A 19,470-nucleotide genomic window follows, 5' to 3' on the forward strand; every position below is an offset into this window, starting at 1 on the left:
TATACGCGCGTCCTGCCTACCATATCAGTACTGAAATCAGTATCTATGTGGCAGAGGAAGCCAAAGGGCAAGGCGTGGGCAAGGCGTTGGTCAATTATTTAATCGAAGTTGCGCCAAGTTGTGGCGTGCAGCAAGTTGTTGCGCTGATTTTTGCCCATAACTCACCGAGCCTTGCGATGTTTGATAGGCTAGGATTTGAGTCATGGGGCAAATTTAAGCAAGTTTGTGATATGAAAGATTTTATGGCTGATGTGGTGATTTTGGGAAAAAGTGTAAATTAGATAAAAAAAGGCTCAATATGAGCCTTTTTGTGTTTCATAGTTACTATGATTATTGAACGATAGCCTGTTGTTAGAACATTGCGTTTTCATTTGCGGCGCAATTATCGTCAGATTGCAGGGAGAAATTTAGTTCATTTTCATCAATTTTATTGGCTGATTTACTCTCAAGCTTAATAAGTAGGCGTAAATCATTGGGTGAGTCAGCGTGTTTGATGGCATCGCGGTAAGTGATTTCGCCATTTTCATACAAATCAAACAACGCTTGGTCAAAGGTTTGCATGCCAAGTTCACGAGAGCGTTTCATCACGGGCTTAATTTCGTGGATTTCCCCTTTTCGGATGTAGTCCCCAATCAGTTGCGAATTGAGCAAAATTTCAATCGCAGCGCGGCGACCTTTGCCGTCAGGGGTGGCAATCAATTGCTGCGCCACAATGGCGCGAAGGTTTAAGGACAAATCCATCAAAATCTGCTCATGATGTTCTGCGTCAAAAAAGTGAATGATACGGTCAATCGCTTGGTTGGCATTGTTGGCGTGGAGGGTGGCAAACACCAAGTGTCCTGTTTCGGCATATTGAATGGCATAATCCATAGTTTCGCGGGTACGAATCTCGCCAATCAAAATCACATCAGGTGCTTGACGCAGGGTGTTTTTTAATCCTGCTTCAAATGATTTGGTATCAATGCCAACTTCGCGTTGGGTGATGATACAGCCTTTGTGCTCATGCACGTATTCAATCGGGTCTTCGATGGTGATGATATGACCGCGCGAATTCTCGTTGCGATAACCCATCATAGCCGCCAGCGTGGTAGATTTACCTGTACCCGTCGCACCGACCAGTAACACGATACCGCGCTTTTTCATGGCAATTTCATTCAAAATCGGCGGTAGATTAAGTTGCTCCACCGTCGGAATTTTGGTTTCAATTTTACGCAGCACCATGCCCGCACAGTCTTTTTGGACAAAGGCAGAGACACGAAAGCGGGCGTTTTGGTGTTTGTCACTAATGGCAAACTGGCATTCGAGGGTTTCGTCAAATTCTTTGATTTGACTAGGCGTCATCACGCTTTTGACAAGCGTCATCGATTGCTCTGGGGTCAGCGCTGACTTGGTGACTGGCATAATAGTACCATTGACTTTCATTGAGGGTGGCGCATCGGCGGTGATAAAAAGGTCAGAGCCGTTTTTTTGTACCATTAGCTGCAGTAATTTATCAAAATCCATAACAGGTATCTCGCATTGTTTGTATAAATTTTTAGAAACCGTGTTTTGATAAACATTGTTTCTATAAGATAGTTTCTATAAAACAGTGATTACATAAAGCTTTCCGGTTGTTTGGCATATTGGCGCGCCGATTCTTTGCTAATCACGCCTTTATTGACCAGCTCGCGAAGACTTTGATCAAGTGTGGTCATACCATCGCCTGCACTGGTTTGGATGGCAGAGTACATTTGGGCAACTTTGTTTTCACGAATCAAGTTACGAATCGCAGGCGTACCAATCATAATTTCATGCGCGGCGACACGACCACCTGTTTGGCGTTTGAGTAGCGATTGCGAGATCACCGCTTGCAGCGATTCAGATAACATCGCACGAATCATATCTTTTTCAGCGGCGGGGAACACATCGACCACACGGTCAATGGTTTTGGCAGCAGATGAGGTATGTAATGTCCCAAATACCAAGTGACCTGTTTCAGCAGCCGTCAATGCCAAGCGGATGGTCTCAAGGTCACGCATCTCACCGACCAAAATAACATCGGGGTCTTCACGTAGGGCAGAGCGCAGCGCGGCATCAAAGCTTAAGGTATCACGGTGGACTTCACGTTGGTTGATAAGGGATTTTTTTGATTGATGCACAAATTCAATCGGGTCTTCGATGGTTAAGATATGTTCTTTACGGTTTTCGTTGATATAGTTAATCATCGCCGCAAGGGTAGTTGACTTACCCGAACCCGTTGGACCTGTGACCAGTACCACGCCGCGTTTGTAATTAGAGATTTTCTCAAAAATCGGTCCCATCCCAAGCTGCTCCATCGTCAAGACCTCAGACGGAATGGTACGAAATACAGCACCTGCGCCCCGGTTTTGGTTAAAGGCATTGACACGAAAACGCGCCACATTAGGAATTTCAAACGAAAAGTCGGTTTCAAAAAATTCTTCATAATCGGCACGTTGTTTGTCGTTCATGATGTCATAAATCAAGCTATGCACTTTTTGGTGATCGAGCGGCGGCATATTGATTTTGGTGATTTCACCATCTACCCGAATCATCGGTGGTAAGCCTGCTGAAATGTGTAAGTCAGAGGCTTTATTTTTGAATGCAAAACGCAACAAATCGTCAATCGATAATTCCTTTGCCATGATAACGAATCCTACAGGTGGGTAATGAAAATACAAAAGCAGCAATAGAAAAAAGCCGCGGGAAAAAAAGATAGCTATACTATAATCATCCGCCCACAAAAAAAACAGAAAAAACTGACTAGGGGTCATAGTTTTTTGTTGATTTTAGCTTATGTTAAACTCAATTGGAAAATTGGGGACACAAGTGCAAAAAAACCTCAACTTAACTCGTTAGCCATCAAGCCAGTCCACTATCAACAGGAAAATTTCAACAGGAAAAGTTAACCATGCAAACATTCGACGCACAACAGCCATTGGCTACAATCGCAACAGACGCTGAAAACCAAGCCTTGATAGCGCGTTGGCAACAGGTGAAAAATGACGTTGCTAGGCTCAATCCAACTGTCAAACTGCTTGCCGTATCCAAAACCAAACCCAGCTGGATGATTCGCACGTTAGCGCAGCAAGGTCAGCAAGATTTTGGTGAAAACTACGTGCAAGAAGCGGTGGCAAAAATCGCAGCACTCAAAGACGTTACTGCCAACGAGCAGCCATTGGTGTGGCATTATATCGGTCATATCCAGCGTAACAAGACTAAAGAGTTGGCAGCGCATTTTGATTGGGTGCATGGGGTCGATCGCCTAATTATTGCCCAGCGTCTCAATGAGCAAAGGGGTGAATGCCTTCCGCCACTCAATATCTGTATCGAAGTCAATATTGATGATGAAGCCAGTAAATCAGGCTGCCAGCCAAACCAGTTACCCGAATTGGTGACACAGATTAGCCAATTACCCAATTTGCAATTACGCGGACTGATGATTATCCCTGCCAAAAACTCCGCGTCTGCCTTTATCAAAACCCAACAGCTTTTTGAGCAAAATAAGCCTTATCATGCACATCCTGAGCAGTGGGATACTTTGTCAATGGGCATGAGCGGTGACATTGAGCAAGCTATTACCGCAGGTGCCACCATCGTTCGTATTGGCACCGCCATTTTTGGGGCAAGAGATTAGTGCAAATGATGGGGTAAAAAGACAGCAATTTAACGATTTTTAGCTGTTTTTGCTCAACTATTACGCAGGGTCAGTTACTTATTGACCCTGCTTTTTTTACATTACACCAAAATAAATACGGGATAATAGGTAGTTATTTAACCCAATGTTGTGTTAAATCAACGATTTTATTACCAAATTATTGCTGTATGCTTTCTATAAGCTTTCTGTAAGCAAATTAGTTTACATTGTAATATTTTTTAACATTTTATGGAAAAAAGATATCCACATCCAAAAAACTTTATTGGTATGATGGCGTTGTTTTACAGAATGTAACCAATACAATAGTTATGTAATTTTTATCCGTATATCAACTTTTTAGCTTCTAGCAATCAATTTTGATATAGCCCATATACGGATAAAAGTTCTGAACGGATTAAAGCCCTATGAACTTTCTTCAAAAAACTTTATTAACCGCTCTACCTTGTGTCTTGTTCAGCCTAGCCCCAACCGCTGCCAATGCCGACAATGGTATCACAGAATATTTTGGTAGCTTTAACTCAACTGTTTCTCAAAATCCAGAGGGTGGCTCAAAAGCAGATAGCCTCATTGCAAAAGCCAAAAACTTTATCGGCTTGCCTTACCGCTGGGGTGGCACCAGCCCAACGAGTGGTTTTGACTGTAGCGGCTTTATGCAGTATGTTTATAAACAAACCGCCAACATCAATCTACCACGCACCTCAGGCAGCATGGCGCAAGTGGGTGAACGTATTAACCGTAGCGAGTTAAAACCAGGCGATATGGTGTTTTTCTCTCACGGCGGTGGCCGTATCTCTCATGTGGGCATGTACATCGGTGAAGGTCGTTTTATTCATTCACCATCAACCGGCAAAAGTATTTCTATTACAAGTTTAGATTCTGGCTATTGGGCAAATAAATTCGTGACAGCGCGCCGTGTATTGGACGCTTGAGTGTAATCAAGAACATTACTATTAAAAAATATTGTTGAAAAAATCAATAAAGCTAAAACGCTGTAAAATGTTGATCAAGGTAAGCCAATGCTTACCTTTTTTATTTTGTCGAGGAAGTTTTGATAAAATAGATAAGTCAAGAATAATTAAAAAAAATTAAACATTTACCCATTGGTCATTAATAAAGTATTAGAATGAAGCAACAATACCTTATATAATCTTTAAGGTAAATTAAATGCAAACGACTAAAACTAATCAATGACTGACATAACCGTCTTGATTTGTTTGATGCGTGACGCCCTTTTTTAATAGATTTATTGATTTTGCAATAATCCTATGAACCAAGCCGCCTTGCCAAACTTTAAAGAACAATTGCAGCAAACGCTAAAATTTTTTAGCTTTAAACCTTCGCTATATATTAATTCGCCAAGAGTCAACAATACCAATAAATTCATGTTGTTTATTATGTTGGCGTTGGTTGAGACATTTTTTCATTTGATTTGGTATGCGACAGTTCTTGCCATCACATCGCCCATAGATATCTTTCCTTTTGCGCACAAGTTTAACCAAATCTTTAATCGTAGCTTGATGATACATATCACCTATTTGGGACTGGCGATGGTGTTGTTTTGCGGGTATTCACTATGGTTCATCACTCGCATTCCTGAGCAATCAAGACTTTGGCGAGAATACCAAATCTTTTTTGTAATCATCTATTTGATTTATGAAAATCTTTTTATCGTTTGGATTGGCAACAACAGTGCGCTAGAAGGCGTAATGCTGATCAGCGCCACAGGTCTTGGGATGGTGTTATTAAGATGGCGATTGGTCTGGGTGTCATTTGTCAGTTGTATTGTTGCATTATTTATTTTTAATATGAGTAATAGCATGAACTGGTGGCAATTGTTGCCTAGGTTGTATCCAAGCTTAGCAGCGCGTAGTCATTGGCTTTGGGGATTGTCTTTTAGCTTTTTGGTAACCGCCAAGGCAACGGTCACGCTGTATTGTATTTTACAGGGCATGAAAGTCATGAGTTTTCAGCGCCGCAAAATTTATGATTTGCTAGAAGCCGATGCGCTCACCAATATCGCCAATCGGCGTACCATTTATAGTTTTTTGAGTTATTTATGGCAACGTAAAAGCGATTGGAACACGCTTAGTGTGATTTATATTGATTTGGACAAATTTAAACATATCAATGACGAATATGGTCATGACGCCGGTGATGCGACGTTAATTTGTACCGCAAATACCTTAAAAAACTTCTTGCCGACAGGGACGATGTTTGGACGTATGGGCGGGGAAGAATTTTGCATCATCTTGCCAAATATGGGGATTGAGCAAGCTGTCGACATGGCAGAACAGCTGCGCCAAGCGTTTGAAAAACAAGTGGTGAGATATGGGATTTTTGATACAGAAATTCAATTTACCGCAAGCTTAGGCATTGCTAGCGTTTATCAAAATCATGGGGGAGATAGCGAGAGCACGGTTGATAATCGCGGTTTTATCGAATATATGCGCGAGTATATGCATAGTTTACCGACCATGCCTGAACTGCCACCTGCCCTTGAGCGCATTATCAAATTCTCCGATTTGGCAATGCAGCAAGCCAAAGCCAATGGGCGCAACTGTGTGGTCACAGGTCAATGTTATTTATTGATGACGCCAATGGATCAGCCTTTATAACTTAGCTTCTATAACCCAGTGGTGAGTGCCGAGCTTGCAACAAGCGTGTCAACAATGGTCGTTGCAAAACTGCCTGCCGGCAATTCAAACTCTAACACCAGTGTCTCACCTTCTTGCCAAACCCATTGCAAGTTACTGGGCAGCATACGCAGGGAGCGGCGCTGCTGCTTTAAACCAAACTCAATCAAACCTTGACTTAGCTGCTGATAAATGGGATTGTCAGTGATAACTGATAGTTCTAATGCGTTAACCTTACCACTACTTTTTAACTCGCCTGCGCCCCACATCGGTGCAGTCAAATGGATATCGCCACTTTGTAGCCTTGATATCATAGTCTCATCTATATGCTGTGCCACAAATATACTGTTTGAACCCGCCAAATTCATCACGTCGCCATCAAGCGGTTGGTTCCAGATGCCCAATGCGATACGTTTTGCCAAGATGGCATTGAATAATTCACTACGCGCTGCCGACACATACAGACTGATTTTATCTTGATCAAATTTGCGATGAATTTTTTTGCCCCTAATTGTATGATGGGTAAATAGTTCAATAGCGGCGTCAATATTATTGGCATCTTGCCCAAAGCGCTGTTCGCCAAAATAATTGGGAACGCCTTGGGTTTTGATGGTCGCAAGTTGTTGCTCGATGGCGGCTTTCTCACCCACCACGTCGCGTAGGGTGATGATAAACTGATTGGCCTCATGAGTACCGCGACCCAGTTTTTTATGATGCCAATGCTGCGCCAGTATTTCTAGGGTTTCATCGCTAGCTAATTTGGTCTGGACAAATTGCTCAAAGTTTTGTTCAGGGGCAATTTTTTTTGGCAAGCGAAGACTAAACCATTGCGTCGTCAGCGCATGGCGATCTTTGAGACCCGAGTATCCTACATCTTTGAGTGGAATGCCTGCCCATTGCGACAATATCTTTGCCACAAAATTGGTATTCATTCGGGTTTTTTGAATATGAAGCCAAAGATGCTCGCCTGTATGGCTGCATTCAATGCCAAGTTTTTCATGGACAATAAAATCAGTGGGTTGTTGTTTATAAATCGCCGATTGAATCGTAGCGGTATAGGGTGAAGGCAGTTTTGGCATGCTAGTGTTACTTGTAAAAGGTTTATTTTAACAAATGGATGATTGATAAACCATCTCGATTACAGCAGTGCTTTGTTATCCGCACGCTTTGTTGTCTGTTACTAGGATGTTAAAAATATGACAGCAACAACAATGACGTCAAATATGGCTTGAATGCCAAAGTAATAGACAATAAAGTAGTGCTTGCTAAGTTAGATATGATGGCTAATTTAGGTGCATTGGGTGGCAAAATCGGTCAGCTGACTTGGCAAAATGTTTAACGCATCCTATGTTTAGCGAATGTGAGTATAAAAAGAGAAAAAACATGAAAAACCCTGATAGCTATATCGATAAAAACGCCGTGCAATTACGCGTTGCGACGCAACAAGACGTCGAAAATTTGGTCACTTTGCTCAATCGCTGTTACCGCTCAGATGAAGGCTGGACCAATGAAGCGGCTTTAATTGGTGGGATTCGTACCACGACCGAGGAAATGACAGCCCTGATAGACAACCCCAACGTTTATCTGTTCGTGTTTGAAAATCCGCACGATAGCGATGATTTGCTCGGGTGTATTTCTGTGGATTTCTCACCCATTAATCATCAGCCAGCGGCGTATATTGGCACTTTTGCGGTTCATCCTGCTTTGCAAGGTAAAGGCATTGGCGATACGATGTTGTCTGCGGTAGAAACATTTGCTATCAGACACGCCCACGCCAAAAACTTAACCCATTTACCTTTAACCTATTTATCCATGTCGATTTTAAGTCATCGACCGGAGCTGTTAAGTTATTATCAGCGCCGCGGTTATTTAATGACAGGGGAGAAGATGGCATTTCCAAGAGACGGCAACAATGGCGACCCCAAGCGCGATGATGTATTTTTAGAATTTTTGCAAAAACCCATTCAAGCAAATGAAGCGTCCATCAAATCTAGTAATGCAATCGAATAACAATAATCGTCATGCTCAGCAATAAATTCTTAAGGGCATTTTATATAATGGTTGCAATAATTTTTTACACAATAATTTTAAACAAAAGGAAATCATGATGAAAAAATGTGCCAAAACCTATGCACTAGCGCTAAGTTGCTTGATAGCAGGAACGCTGGCAATGACAGGCTGTCAAACCATAGCGGATAGTAAGTCAGGGATCATGAACCCGACCCAAGCGGTCACCTTACCGTTAGCGGATGCCACGTTGCAAAATTATCGCTGGCAATTGGTCTCAGTGACTGATTTGGCGGGTAAACCCACTAAACCTGAATTGTTTAAACAAGCCAAACCGCTATTGGTCAGCTTTGATAAAGGTCGTGTCAGCTTTGACAACACCTGCAATCGTATGTGGGGCAATTATAGCCTGACCGATGCCAATGTATTGATAAAAAATATCGTTTCCACACGCATGATGTGTATGCCAGAATCGCGCATGGCATTTGATGCCGCTGCACCATCCACACTACAAGGGCAATTTAAACTGACCCAAGATAGCAAAGGCACACCGATGTTGACGGTAACAGATAGCAATCAAATCAGCCTGTTTAAAGCGGTTGCCAATAAAGCGATTGCCAAATAATGGTTTTTATCCTCCGTTGCCGTAAAACCACCGACCTCAGGCAATGGATATAAGGCAACTTAAGCAACCATGCTTACGCACTATAATACTTGCATAAATTTTGCTAAAATATCCCCATGAAAACACTCAAGCTACGCATACGAGATAAACATACAGCAAAGCTTAATAAGTTAAGCGGTTCAGTCAATTTCGTATGGAACTACGTCAATGACTTGAGTTACAAACACCTACAAAAGACTGGTGTATTCTTTTCAGCCTACGACTTAAACGAATATACCAAAGGTAGCGGTGAACTGCTGGGGTTACATTCTCAAACCATTCAAGCCATTAACGAAACTCACGCCAAAGCTAGAAAGCAATTCAAAAAGGCTAAATTAGCATGGCGAACCAATAACCCAAATTCAAAGCATAAATCACTCGGTTGGCTACCCTTTAAACAATCCGCCATCAAACACATCGCCACCTACCAAGCAGGCAAAAAAGGCTTAAAATCAACCCTGCAACTATCCCTAGCCAAAGGACAAAAATTAATAATCGACCTATGGGATAGCTACAACCTATCGCTATATCAAATTAACACTTGCCAGATTGTGCAAGACAGCCGTAACCGTTGGTATGCGTGTATTACCGTCAAAGGCTACCCCAAAACACAATGTGGTACTGGCAGCCTAGGCATAGATTTAGGCTTAAAAGAAAGTGCCACCGCCTCAAATGGTGACAAACTCACCATCAAGCAAACACTCGAATATGCCAAAGATTTAGCCATTGCCCAACGTGCCAAAAACAAACAACGTGTCAAAGCGATTCATGCCAAAATCAAAAACACACGCCAAGACTTGATACATAAATTCACCACACGACTAGTTAAAGACAATGCCTTAATCGTGGTTGGTGACGTTAAAACCACCCAATTTAACAGCAAAAAAGGCAAACTAGCCAAATCGGTTTACGATGCAGGTTGGTTTGAACTCAAACGACAACTGACCTACAAATGCGAGAACGCAGGTTGTCGTTTTGAAATCGTGAATGAACGATACACTACCCAAACTTGTTCGTGCTGTGGCGATATGTCCAGTAGTCCGAAAGGTAGAGCAGGGTTGCGAATAAGAGAATGGACTTGTGCTAAGTGTGGCACATGGCATGATAGAGATATCAATGCCAGTAAGAACATTCTTGCGGTCGGGCTTGACCGTCTTGCAGAAGGAATCCCCTCACTCTAGTGAGGGGAGGAAGTCAATACCAATAATTAAAGTAGGTTTGTTAAACCAATTTATTTGATTACCAAAAATTTGAGCTGTCACTGTCTGATTTCCCCATGCCCAAACACAATCCATTTTTGCGATGTTAAACCTTCAAGACCCACAGGGCCACGCGCATGGATTTTATCGGTAGAGATACCAATCTCTGCGCCCAAACCATATTCAAAACCATCGGCAAAGCGGGTTGATGCATTGACCATCACGCTACTAGAATCAACTTCACGCATGAATGTTAAAGATTTTGAGTAGTTTTCGGTGATAATCGCATCGGTATGGTGTGAGCCATGCGCATTGATATGGGCAATGGCTTCGTCGATATCGGCGACTACTTTAATCGCCAAAATCGGCGCCAAATATTCGGTATCCCAATCTGCCTCACTCGCCGCTGACAGATGACCTGTTAATTCAGCGGTATCACTCAAGATGGCTAAGGTTTTTGGACAGCCGCGTAATTGCATGGCACTGTCTGCCGCGACAATGGCGCTGGCAATTGGCGGCAGGGCTTGCGCAGCGATTTGGCTATCAATCAGCAGCGTTTCCATGGTATTACAAGTGCCGTAGCGGTGAGTTTTGGCATTGACGCAAATATCGGTTGCCATAGTCAAGTTTGCATCGCGATCGACAAAGGTATGACAGTTACCATCTAGGTGCTTGATGACAGGCACGCGCGCTTCATTGCTGATACGCTCAATTAGGCTTTTACCACCCCGCGGTACAATCACATCGACAAATTCGGTCATGGTAATAAGTTCCCCCACTGCCGCGCGGTCGGTGGTTTCGACCACTTGCACTGCCGCCTCTGGCAAACCAACTGCCTGCAAACCTTGCTTGACACACGCAGCCAATGCTTGGTTAGAATAAAACGCTTCTGAACCCCCACGTAAGATAATCGCATTGCCAGATTTCAATGCCAAAGACGCAGCTTCAATGGTCACATTGGGGCGAGATTCATAAATCATCCCGACCACACCCAGCGGCACGCGCATTTTACCTAGCTGAATACCCGATGGACGAAAGGTCATATCCGTGACCTCGCCAATTGGGTCAGGTAACATAGCGACATCTTTTAGCCCTTGTAACATGCCTTCAAAACGCGCATCGGTGAGTGCTAATCGGTCAAGTAGTGCGTCATCCAGTCCTTTTTGTTGACCGTTTTGCATATCGGTGGCATTGGCCGCCAACACCTGTGATTTGGCTTGTTGCAGGGCGTCATAGATAGCGAGTAGGGCGTTATTTTTGAGCGCGGTATCTGCTTTTGACAAAATCGCTGAAGCGGCGCGCGCTTGCTGCCCCACGGTTTGCATATAATGTTTGGTATCAGTCATGGTTTGCATAGTCAGTCCCTAATATAATCATCGCTTCATCATAACAACTTCAATCCAAAAATGGAATTTAGAAAGTTTTGACAGACAAAAATTAATGGTGATGACTCAATCTAAAAACCAGTGCTAAAGACCGGCGCCATAAAATAAAGTTAAATGAGAGAAAAAGTTGCGTTTTAGTAGCATTTTAAGCGAAAATAGACAGTTTTTTTTCACCTATCGTCAAATTTTGGATTGAATATCATGTCAGATGCTATGCCAAACTTACAGCGTCCTGTAGCCTTGCAACTTAACAATATCCACAAGAACTTTGGATCGCTTGAGGTACTAAAAGGTGTATCGTTGACCGCTTATGATGGCGATGTCATCTCAATTTTAGGCTCGAGCGGTTCGGGAAAATCCACCTTGCTACGCTGTATAAATTTGCTTGAAAACCCCTCACAAGGGGAGGTTTTTTTGGGCAGTGAAGCATTGGTGCTAAAACCGAATAAATCCGGGGATTTGGTTGCTGCCAATCAACGCCAACTTGAGCAGTTTCGCTCAAAAATGGGCTTTGTGTTCCAGAACTTTAATTTATGGCCACACCGGACTATTTTACAAAACATCATTGAGGGGCCGACCCAAGTCCTAAAAATTTCCAAAGACCAAGCCATCAGTGAAGCCGAAGTGCTACTAAAACGCGTAGGACTACTGGATAAAAAAGATGCTTACCCAGAAAACTTATCGGGTGGGCAACGTCAGCGTATCGCCATTGCTCGTGCGCTAGCGATGAAGCCCCAAGTATTGCTATTTGATGAGCCAACCTCTGCCCTCGACCCAGAATTGGTCAATGAAGTGTTAGCGGTGATGAAATCGCTGGCTGAAGAAGGTCGCACCATGCTGATTGTGACCCATGAAATGCGTTTTGCGCGCGATGTATCAAGCCAAGTGGTGTTCCTGCATGAGGGACGTATCGAAGAAATAGGCACACCCGAGCAGGTGTTTGACAATCCGCAATCGGCGCGGGTGAAAGACTTTATGGCAAGCCATCAAAAATAATCCAAACAACCTATGAGCCGTCAATCGCGATCCGATTGGCGGTTTTGTAATTTTAGGCATCAGAAAAAATTTATTCGATTTAATTGTTGCTGCATACGTTTTTCACTTGCAAAAATGTTAATTTATGTTAATTTTAACTAAATTGTAAACTCGCATTTATTTTAGTCGCATTGATTTTAAATATTGAAATCGCTGAAAGCGAAACCTGATATTAAATCGCTTTTTACTCAAAAATTTCATTTGTAAGGAACATCCATGCAATCAACCTTGAATTCAACCTACTCAAAACTCGCTTTGGCAACGGTATGTGCAGTTAGCATGGGATTAACCGCCTGTCAAAAACCTGCTGAAAAAACAGAAGGTGCAGCCGCGAGCCAACCCGCTGCCGGTGCCGGCACAGGCAAAAAAGTTCGTATTGCCACTGAAGGCGCCTACAAACCATTTAACTACACCAATGCCGATGGCACATTAGGCGGTTATGACGTGGATGTTGCCAAAGCCGTGTGTGCCCAAGCGAAACTCGACTGCGAAATCGTAGCACAAGATTGGGACGGTATTTTGCCAGGCTTGATGGCGCGAAAATACGATGCGGTTGCCGCGGGTATGTCAATTACCCCAGAGCGTTCAGCGCAAGTGGATTTCACCACGCCTTATTTTAAAAACACCATGGTTTGGGTCGCTGCCAAAGGTGGCAAATTCAACCCACAAGCGATTTCAGGGCTAAAAATCGGCGGTCAACGCTCAACCACTATGGCACAGTACCTTCAAGATAAACTGAGCAAAACCAACGAAATCAAATTGTATGACAACTATGACAACGCCTATATTGACCTAAAATCAGGTCGTATCGATTCAGTGCTGTCTGAAAAAGTAACCGCAAGCGAGTGGCTAAAACAAAACAGCAACTACCAAATCGTAGGCAGTGAGATGGATAATGGTGACAACATCGCAATGGCCATTCGTAAAGGCGATCCACTAAAAGCAGAATTTGACAAAGCCTTAGATGCACTACAAAGCAATGGCGAGTTGGCAAAATTACAAAAGCAACATTTTGGTAATTAATTGACGTTGTATCGATCGTTTTAAAATTTAGACAGTAGATGTGGGTGACCCTCAAATTTTGACAAAAAGGTGTTGTTATGAAACAGTTATCGGTTTTGGGTGTATCGTCGTTAGCCATTTTGATGGGAGTAACCGCCTGTCAAAAACCTGCTGAAAAAGCGGCAGACACGGCAGCAGCAAGTAACGCAACCACAGCAGCAAGCGCAGATATGCCACAGATTCGTATCGCTACCGAATCAAGCTTTGTCCCCTTTAGTTATAAAGATGCCAATGGCAAATTAATCGGCTTTGAGATTGATTTGGCAGATGCGCTATGTGCTGAGGCCAAACTAAAATGTGAAGTGATTTCCCAAGATTGGGATGGTCTGATTCCAGGGCTACAAGCACAAAAATACAATGCCATCATGGCGGGGATGTCAGACACCGCAGAGCGTCGCCAAGTGGTGGCATTTAGCGACCCATACTTTACCAATAACCTCGTTGTGATTGGCAAAAAAGGGGTAGAAAAAGGCGCTGATGACCTAGCGGGCAAATCCGTGGGTGCACAGCGTTCAACGACTGCCGCTGAGTACTTAGCCAAAAACTTCCCAAAAGCCACGCCAAAACTGTATGACACCCAAGATAATGCCTATCTTGACCTAGAAGCAGGTCGTACAGATTTGATGATTTCTGACAGTGCCCCAGCGCTATCATGGTTAAAAACCGCCAAAGGTCAAGGCTTTGAAGTCAAAGGTCAACCGATCAATATTGATGACAAAATTGCCATTGCCCTTCGTCAAAATGATCCATTGATTGGCAAATTCAACACCGCACTGGCGGCGTTAAAAGCCAATGGTACTTACGATAAAATCAGCCAAAAATATTTTGCAGATTTACCGAAATAAGCCGTTAAATAACTTATTTGCCTGTTAGTGTCGTTAAAGCTTACAAGCAAAAATTGTCATGTGTTAGACGTTAAAAATTAGGAGTATAAGGTGAAAGCAAATATTTCATTATTGGGTAGCTTGGCATTGGCAGGTCTAGCGCTAGTGGGTTGTCAAAAACCTGCAGAAAAAACGGCGGCAACGACGGGTAGCACAGCCGCTTCTACAGCGGTGACTACCAACACTGAGACATCGAGCAGTATGGCTGGCAAAACCATTCGCATCGCCACTGAAGGGACTTATAAACCCTTTAGCATCACCAAAGCAGATGGCAGTTTGACAGGTTTTGATGTGGATTTTATGCAAGCTTTATGTGCACAAATGAAAGCCAAATGTGAAATCAAGCCACAAGATTGGGATGGTTTATTGCCAGGCTTGATGGCAAAAAAATATGACGTGGTAATTGATGCCATGTCTATCACCCCAGAGCGTCAAGCGCAGGTCGATTTTACCGACCCCTATTTTACCAATACGTTGGTGTTTTTGACCAAACAAGGTAGCCCTATCAATCCGGATGATCCTGCCCAAATTGATAGCCATACAGTTGCGGCACAGCGTTCAACGCTATCGACCCAGTGGATGGAAAAAAATCACCCAAAAGCCAAGCTAAACCTATATGAAGGGTTGGACAATGCGTTTATGGACTTGGCAGCAGGGCGTTCGGATATGATGATTTCGGATAAAGCCCCTGCCGCTTATTGGCTGACCACGCCAGAAGGTAAGGGTTTTGAAATCAAAGGTAAAGAGATTGATGTTAATGACAAAATGGGTATCATCGTCCGTAAAGGCGACCCACTGCGTTTAGAATTTAACAAAGCGATTGCCACGTTAAAATCAAATGGCACGTATGACAAAATCTATAACCAATATTTTGGCAGTGCAACCACCACAACAGCGGCGGCAAGCAGCGTGGCAGTCACGGTCTCTAGTACCACAACGACTACGACGACTGTGGCAAGTACTAGCAAGTAACTTAACCAAGCGCTTGGGTTTAGTCAAAAACTGGGTGAAAAGTCACTCAGTTTTTTGTTTTTTTGATGGTTTTTGATAGGGCAATCACGTAAAATTGCACCCTGCAAAAAACAAAGCAAAAGGTTATATCCGTTATCACCTTTTGTCTATGTGACGGTAAAACTGCGTTTTAAGCATTTTTTGGGTAATAGGTCAGCAAACAGAGTTAACAAGACAGGGTATCGATATTGTGTTAGATCTACAAGGTTTTGGGCAGCTATTATTAAGCGGTGCTTGGGTCACCATCAAACTGGCATTGACTAGTTTGGTCATTGGGCTGATTTTGGGATTATTGGGCGCGACCGCTAAGATGTCACGGTTTAAAGTGCTCAACGCCATCGCCACCGCTTACACCACGATTATCCGTGGTATTCCAGAACTGCTGTCAGTCATGTTTATTTACTTTGGCGGCTCAATGTTGATGGGGCTTATTCTATCGCAATTTGGCAATACGGGATATGTGGATGTCAGTCCGTTCTGGGCGGGGGTTACGGCGCTGTCTGTGGCATTTGGTGCGTATGCGACCGAAACTTTTCGTATGGCATTTCAAGAGATTCCAAAAGGTCAAGCTGAAGCAGCGCAAGCGATTGGCATGAAAAAATTCCAAATACTTTGGCGAGTGACGTTACCACAAGTCTGGCGTATTGCACTACCAGGACTGGGTAATTTGTTTTTGGTACTGCTCAAAGATACTGCGTTGGTTTCTGTGGTCGGGCTTGAAGATATCATGCGCCATGCTAAAACGGCGGCGACTTCCACGCAAAGCCCGTTTACTTTTTATATGGCAGCAGCATTGTTGTACTTGAGTCTGACCGTCATCATCACCGGTGTGATTATGTGGCTAGAATGGGTCAATAACCCAGCAGAGCGTTATGCAAAACGCCTGCAAAAAATCGGCATGGCGAAATAGGGGATTCATCAATGAACTGGAATTGGCAAATTATTATTGATAGTATCCCAAAACTGCTGCAAGGCAGTATTATTACCATTGAGCTTGTGGTATTGTCGGGTTTATTGGGGTTTATGTTGGCAGTGCCGCTCGCACTGGCTAGGCTATCAAAAAAACCTTGGGTACAGGCATTGCCGTTTGCATATATTTTCTTTTTTCGTGGTACGCCGCTATTGGTGCAAATCTTTTTGATTTATTATGGCTTGTCACAGTTTAAATGGGTGACCGAGTCCGTGCTGTGGAAATCGGGGGTGTTAGCGAGCCCATTTTGGTGCGCTATCATCGCTTTTACCCTCAATACGGCAGCTTATATTGCAGAAATCATCCGCGGTGCTATCAAGTCAATACCCAAAGGCGAGAATGAAGCTGCCGATGCCATTGGCATGTCGTATAGCCAAAAATTGCGGCGAATTATTTTCCCTCGCGCCTTTGGTATCATGCTACCTGCTTATGGCAATGAAGTGATTTTTATGCTCAAAGGCAGTGCGCTGGCATCGACCATCACTTTGATGGATATCACCGGTGTGGCAACGACGATTATGTCAAAAACTTATACCGTTTTTGAGTTGTTCTTTGCCTCAGGTATCATTTATTTGTTATTGTCTTGGCTATTGATTGGGATGTTTCGATTGGCTGAAAAACGCATCAATCGTCATCTTTCTTATCAGCCCGTCAGTAATGGGGGCGTCACTGCCTAAGCTAGGCAAAGTTAGGCTAAGCTAGACAAAAAGTTTGGATATATTGGAGGCGTGTCAGTGAAACAAGCAGTTATAACATCAAGTTTGCTGATGGGTGGGGTGTTAGTCTCGGCTTGTCAACCTGCCAGTGATAACCAACCAGCGCAAAACAGCACAGCAAGTGCCACAGTGGCTAGCGTTCAAAGTCCGCATCACGTTGCCAGTGTAGCTGCAGCCAGTACCGTATCCGCCCAAACCGCCCAAAACGGTGTGCCCAAACACATCAACTGGGCATTGGTGGATTCGGGCGTTAAGCCAGTCGATAAAGCTAGCTTTAAATACCCGTTTGCGCTCGATAGCCAGCCTGTCAAAGCGTATGCCGAGATGTATCATGTGGATAATGAAACCTCCCGCTACAACTTAACGGTGGGTATGGCAGTCAATGAAGTCTTATCCAAAGTGCTTGACCAGCTGGGTACTGCCTATGTGTCACATGAACTCACAGCCGGTAAAAACAGCGCGTTTGTCATCCATACCACCCAGCAAATTGCCCCGAGTCAATACACTTACGTCTTTGCCGAGCCCTTTGCCAAAGGGTTAACCATTCCTGTCAAAATCATCAATGATGGCAAAAAATAACTAATTTGCCATCGGTATGTTGACGTTTATTTATCGTTTAAGGAAATACCATGCGTGTGCTAGGACTGGAAACATCCTGCGATGAAACGGGATTAGCCATTTTTGATAGTGACCAACGTCACCAACCCAATCAAGGTTTGGTCGGGCAAGTGCTATATAGTCAAATCGCGCTACATGCGACGTATGGTGGGGTGGTTCCTGAACTTGCAAGCCGCGATCATATCCGTAAATTAGTGCCCTTGTTGCAGCAACTGCTGGATGACTGCCAACTCAACAAAACCGATATCGATGCCATTGCCTTTACCAAAGGTCCTGGACTGGTGGGCGCGTTGATGACAGGGGCATTGTTTGGTCGCAGTTTGGCGATGGCATTGGGTATTCCTGCGATTGGCGTACATCACATGGAAGGACACTTACTCGCGCCGCTATTAGGCGCCAATCCGCCTGATTTCCCGTTTGTCGCGTTGCTGGTGTCGGGTGGACATACCATGTTGGTGGCTGTCAAAGGCATTGGGCAATATGAAATATTAGGTGAGTCGATTGATGATGCCGCAGGTGAATGCTTTGATAAAGCTGCTAAAATGCTAGAGTTACCTTATCCTGGTGGACCTAATATTGCCCGCTTGGCGCAAACAGGCAATCCGTTAGCCTATGAATTACCGCGCCCGATGCTGGGTAAAGGATTGGATTTTTCTTTTAGTGGGATGAAAACCGCCGTGCATAATTTGATTAAAGACCATCCAACCGATAGCCATAATCCTGAGCATGCCCAAACGCGTGCCGATATTGCAGCAAGTTTTCAATATGCGATGGTCGATACGTTGGTGAAAAAATGCGTCAAAGCCTTGCAGCAAACGGGCATGAAACGTCTGGTGATCGCAGGCGGGGTGAGTGCCAATCAACAACTACGAGAATCGCTAGCTGAGGCATTAGCCAAAATCAACGCCACCGTGCATTATGCACCGCCTGCCCTGTGTACTGACAATGGCGCCATGATTGCCTTCGCCGGGTGGCAGCGCTTGAATGCCGGTCAACACGATGAGCTAGCGGTTAGCTGCTTGCCGCGTTGGGACATGACAACGCTGCCTGCTGTCAATCCAGTTAACCCATAACCACCACAAGGATTTAAAGATGCCATGGCTGTGGATAGGACTAGGGGCGGGATTTGGGGCAATGCTGCGCTGGTGGTTAGCCAGAATCAACAGCGTACATCCTTGGTTGCCCTATGGCACACTATTTGCCAATGTACTAGGCGGGCTGTTGATGGGATTTGCCTTGATACTCACCCAAAAGATGCACCCAAACTTACGACTGTTTATCACCACCGGGTTTTTGGGGGGGCTAACAACCTTTAGTACGTTTAGTGCCGAAGTGTTTACTTTGTTGAATAGCGGCAAGGTATGGCAAGGTTTAGCCTTGATTGGCATCCATGTGCTTTTAACCTTGGTTGCGACTGCCATTGGTTTTTACAGTCTTAAGCTGCTAACTTAAGAAGCTGTTAAGTTAAGAAGCTTTAAATGATTAATCGCTTCTTTCCCATGCACCGCTAAAAGTCGCAAAGCTTTTATAGGCTTTGCAAATCGATAAGCGAGTTAAATGTAGTTATCTACTCTATTTATACCGTGCGCAATCGGTCAGTCATCAAATTGTCATGATACTGTCACATTTCT

20 protein-coding genes are annotated in these 19,470 nt (G+C 43.9%); 16 read left to right on the plus strand and 4 right to left on the minus strand.

The genetic code is table 11. The annotated features are described in order from the left end of the window. Positions 1-281, plus strand: a 281-nt coding sequence (locus RT064_RS09385; protein ID WP_313063037.1) for a GNAT family N-acetyltransferase, incomplete at its 5' end; no start/stop codon positions are given. Between the two features lie 70 nt (positions 282-351). On the opposite strand, the gene RT064_RS09390 is transcribed toward RT064_RS09385, so the two are convergent. Continuing rightward, complete coding sequence (locus RT064_RS09390; RefSeq protein WP_313063038.1) at positions 352-1,503, minus strand: PilT/PilU family type 4a pilus ATPase; 1,152 nt, start codon at positions 1,501-1,503, stop codon at positions 352-354. An 89-nt stretch (positions 1,504-1,592) separates the two neighbouring features. Further along, a complete protein-coding gene (locus tag RT064_RS09395) occupies positions 1,593-2,642 on the minus strand; it encodes a type IV pilus twitching motility protein PilT (RefSeq protein ID WP_128680027.1) in 1,050 nt (349 codons plus the stop codon). A gap of 266 nt (positions 2,643-2,908) precedes the next feature. On the opposite strand from RT064_RS09395, the gene RT064_RS09400 reads away from it, so the two are divergent. The 3 genes from RT064_RS09400 to RT064_RS09410 all read left to right on the plus strand — a co-directional run bounded on the left by RT064_RS09400 (position 2,909) and on the right by RT064_RS09410 (position 6,270). Beyond that, positions 2,909-3,634 carry a YggS family pyridoxal phosphate-dependent enzyme gene (locus tag RT064_RS09400; RefSeq protein ID WP_313063040.1) on the plus strand — a complete coding sequence of 242 codons (726 nt, stop codon included), beginning with the start codon at positions 2,909-2,911 and terminating at the stop codon, positions 3,632-3,634. Between the two features lie 425 nt (positions 3,635-4,059). Next, positions 4,060-4,584: a C40 family peptidase gene (locus tag RT064_RS09405; protein WP_313063042.1), complete on the plus strand. Its 525-nt coding sequence runs from the start codon at positions 4,060-4,062 to the stop codon at positions 4,582-4,584. A gap of 336 nt (positions 4,585-4,920) precedes the next feature. Next, positions 4,921-6,270, plus strand: a complete 1,350-nt coding sequence (locus RT064_RS09410; protein WP_313063043.1) for a GGDEF domain-containing protein — start codon at positions 4,921-4,923, stop codon at positions 6,268-6,270. Positions 6,271-6,278: 8 nt separating this feature from the next. Here RT064_RS09410 and truD read toward each other — a convergent pair whose 3' ends face one another. Next, the gene (gene truD / locus RT064_RS09415; protein WP_313063044.1) at positions 6,279-7,367 is read right to left on the minus strand and encodes a tRNA pseudouridine(13) synthase TruD; all 1,089 of its coding nucleotides are present in this window, start codon (positions 7,365-7,367) and stop codon (positions 6,279-6,281) included. Positions 7,368-7,671: 304 nt separating this feature from the next. Here truD and RT064_RS09420 point away from each other — a divergent pair, with 304 nt between their 5' ends. From RT064_RS09420 to RT064_RS09430, 3 genes are all read left to right on the plus strand, one after another. Beyond that, positions 7,672-8,298, plus strand: a complete 627-nt coding sequence (locus tag RT064_RS09420) for a GNAT family N-acetyltransferase (RefSeq protein ID WP_313063046.1) — start codon at positions 7,672-7,674, stop codon at positions 8,296-8,298. A 94-nt stretch (positions 8,299-8,392) separates the two neighbouring features. Continuing rightward, positions 8,393-8,920 carry an META domain-containing protein gene (locus tag RT064_RS09425; RefSeq protein WP_313063047.1) on the plus strand — a complete coding sequence of 176 codons (528 nt, stop codon included), beginning with the start codon at positions 8,393-8,395 and terminating at the stop codon, positions 8,918-8,920. Between the two features lie 116 nt (positions 8,921-9,036). After that, a complete protein-coding gene (locus RT064_RS09430; RefSeq protein WP_313063048.1) occupies positions 9,037-10,140 on the plus strand; it encodes an RNA-guided endonuclease InsQ/TnpB family protein in 1,104 nt (367 codons plus the stop codon). A 77-nt stretch (positions 10,141-10,217) separates the two neighbouring features. On the opposite strand, the gene RT064_RS09435 is transcribed toward RT064_RS09430, so the two are convergent. Then, positions 10,218-11,504, minus strand: coding sequence for a glutamate-5-semialdehyde dehydrogenase (locus tag RT064_RS09435; RefSeq protein ID WP_313063062.1), 1,287 nt, complete (start codon positions 11,502-11,504; stop codon positions 10,218-10,220). Positions 11,505-11,744: 240 nt separating this feature from the next. Between RT064_RS09435 and RT064_RS09440 the strand changes: the two genes are divergently transcribed. The 9 genes from RT064_RS09440 (at position 11,745) to crcB (ending at position 19,291) form a co-directional block, all read left to right on the plus strand. Then, positions 11,745-12,539, plus strand: coding sequence for an ABC transporter ATP-binding protein (locus RT064_RS09440; protein ID WP_313063049.1), 795 nt, complete (start codon positions 11,745-11,747; stop codon positions 12,537-12,539). 255 nt (positions 12,540-12,794) lie between these two features. Continuing rightward, the gene (locus RT064_RS09445; RefSeq protein ID WP_313063050.1) at positions 12,795-13,601 is read left to right on the plus strand and encodes a transporter substrate-binding domain-containing protein; all 807 of its coding nucleotides are present in this window, start codon (positions 12,795-12,797) and stop codon (positions 13,599-13,601) included. A 77-nt stretch (positions 13,602-13,678) separates the two neighbouring features. Further along, a complete protein-coding gene (locus RT064_RS09450) occupies positions 13,679-14,485 on the plus strand; it encodes an ABC transporter substrate-binding protein (RefSeq protein WP_313063051.1) in 807 nt (268 codons plus the stop codon). 90 nt (positions 14,486-14,575) lie between these two features. After that, the gene (locus RT064_RS09455; RefSeq protein WP_313063052.1) at positions 14,576-15,496 is read left to right on the plus strand and encodes a transporter substrate-binding domain-containing protein; all 921 of its coding nucleotides are present in this window, start codon (positions 14,576-14,578) and stop codon (positions 15,494-15,496) included. A 229-nt stretch (positions 15,497-15,725) separates the two neighbouring features. Then, positions 15,726-16,445: an ABC transporter permease gene (locus tag RT064_RS09460; protein WP_007117180.1), complete on the plus strand. Its 720-nt coding sequence runs from the start codon at positions 15,726-15,728 to the stop codon at positions 16,443-16,445. 11 nt (positions 16,446-16,456) lie between these two features. Then, the gene (locus RT064_RS09465) at positions 16,457-17,182 is read left to right on the plus strand and encodes an ABC transporter permease (RefSeq protein ID WP_128680037.1); all 726 of its coding nucleotides are present in this window, start codon (positions 16,457-16,459) and stop codon (positions 17,180-17,182) included. Between the two features lie 57 nt (positions 17,183-17,239). Continuing rightward, positions 17,240-17,800 (plus strand): hypothetical protein, encoded by a 561-nt coding sequence (locus RT064_RS09470; RefSeq protein ID WP_313063054.1) that lies wholly within the window; start codon positions 17,240-17,242, stop codon positions 17,798-17,800. A 50-nt stretch (positions 17,801-17,850) separates the two neighbouring features. Next, entirely contained in the window at positions 17,851-18,912 is a 1,062-nt protein-coding gene (gene tsaD, locus RT064_RS09475; RefSeq protein ID WP_313063055.1) for a tRNA (adenosine(37)-N6)-threonylcarbamoyltransferase complex transferase subunit TsaD, read from the plus strand. A gap of 19 nt (positions 18,913-18,931) precedes the next feature. Further along, the gene (gene crcB / locus RT064_RS09480) at positions 18,932-19,291 is read left to right on the plus strand and encodes a fluoride efflux transporter CrcB (RefSeq protein WP_313063056.1); all 360 of its coding nucleotides are present in this window, start codon (positions 18,932-18,934) and stop codon (positions 19,289-19,291) included. Positions 19,292-19,470: the final 179 nt, after the last annotated feature.

Source organism: Moraxella sp. CTOTU49097 (assembly GCF_032064105.1).
GTDB lineage: Bacteria > Pseudomonadota > Gammaproteobacteria > Pseudomonadales > Moraxellaceae > Faucicola > Faucicola osloensis_B.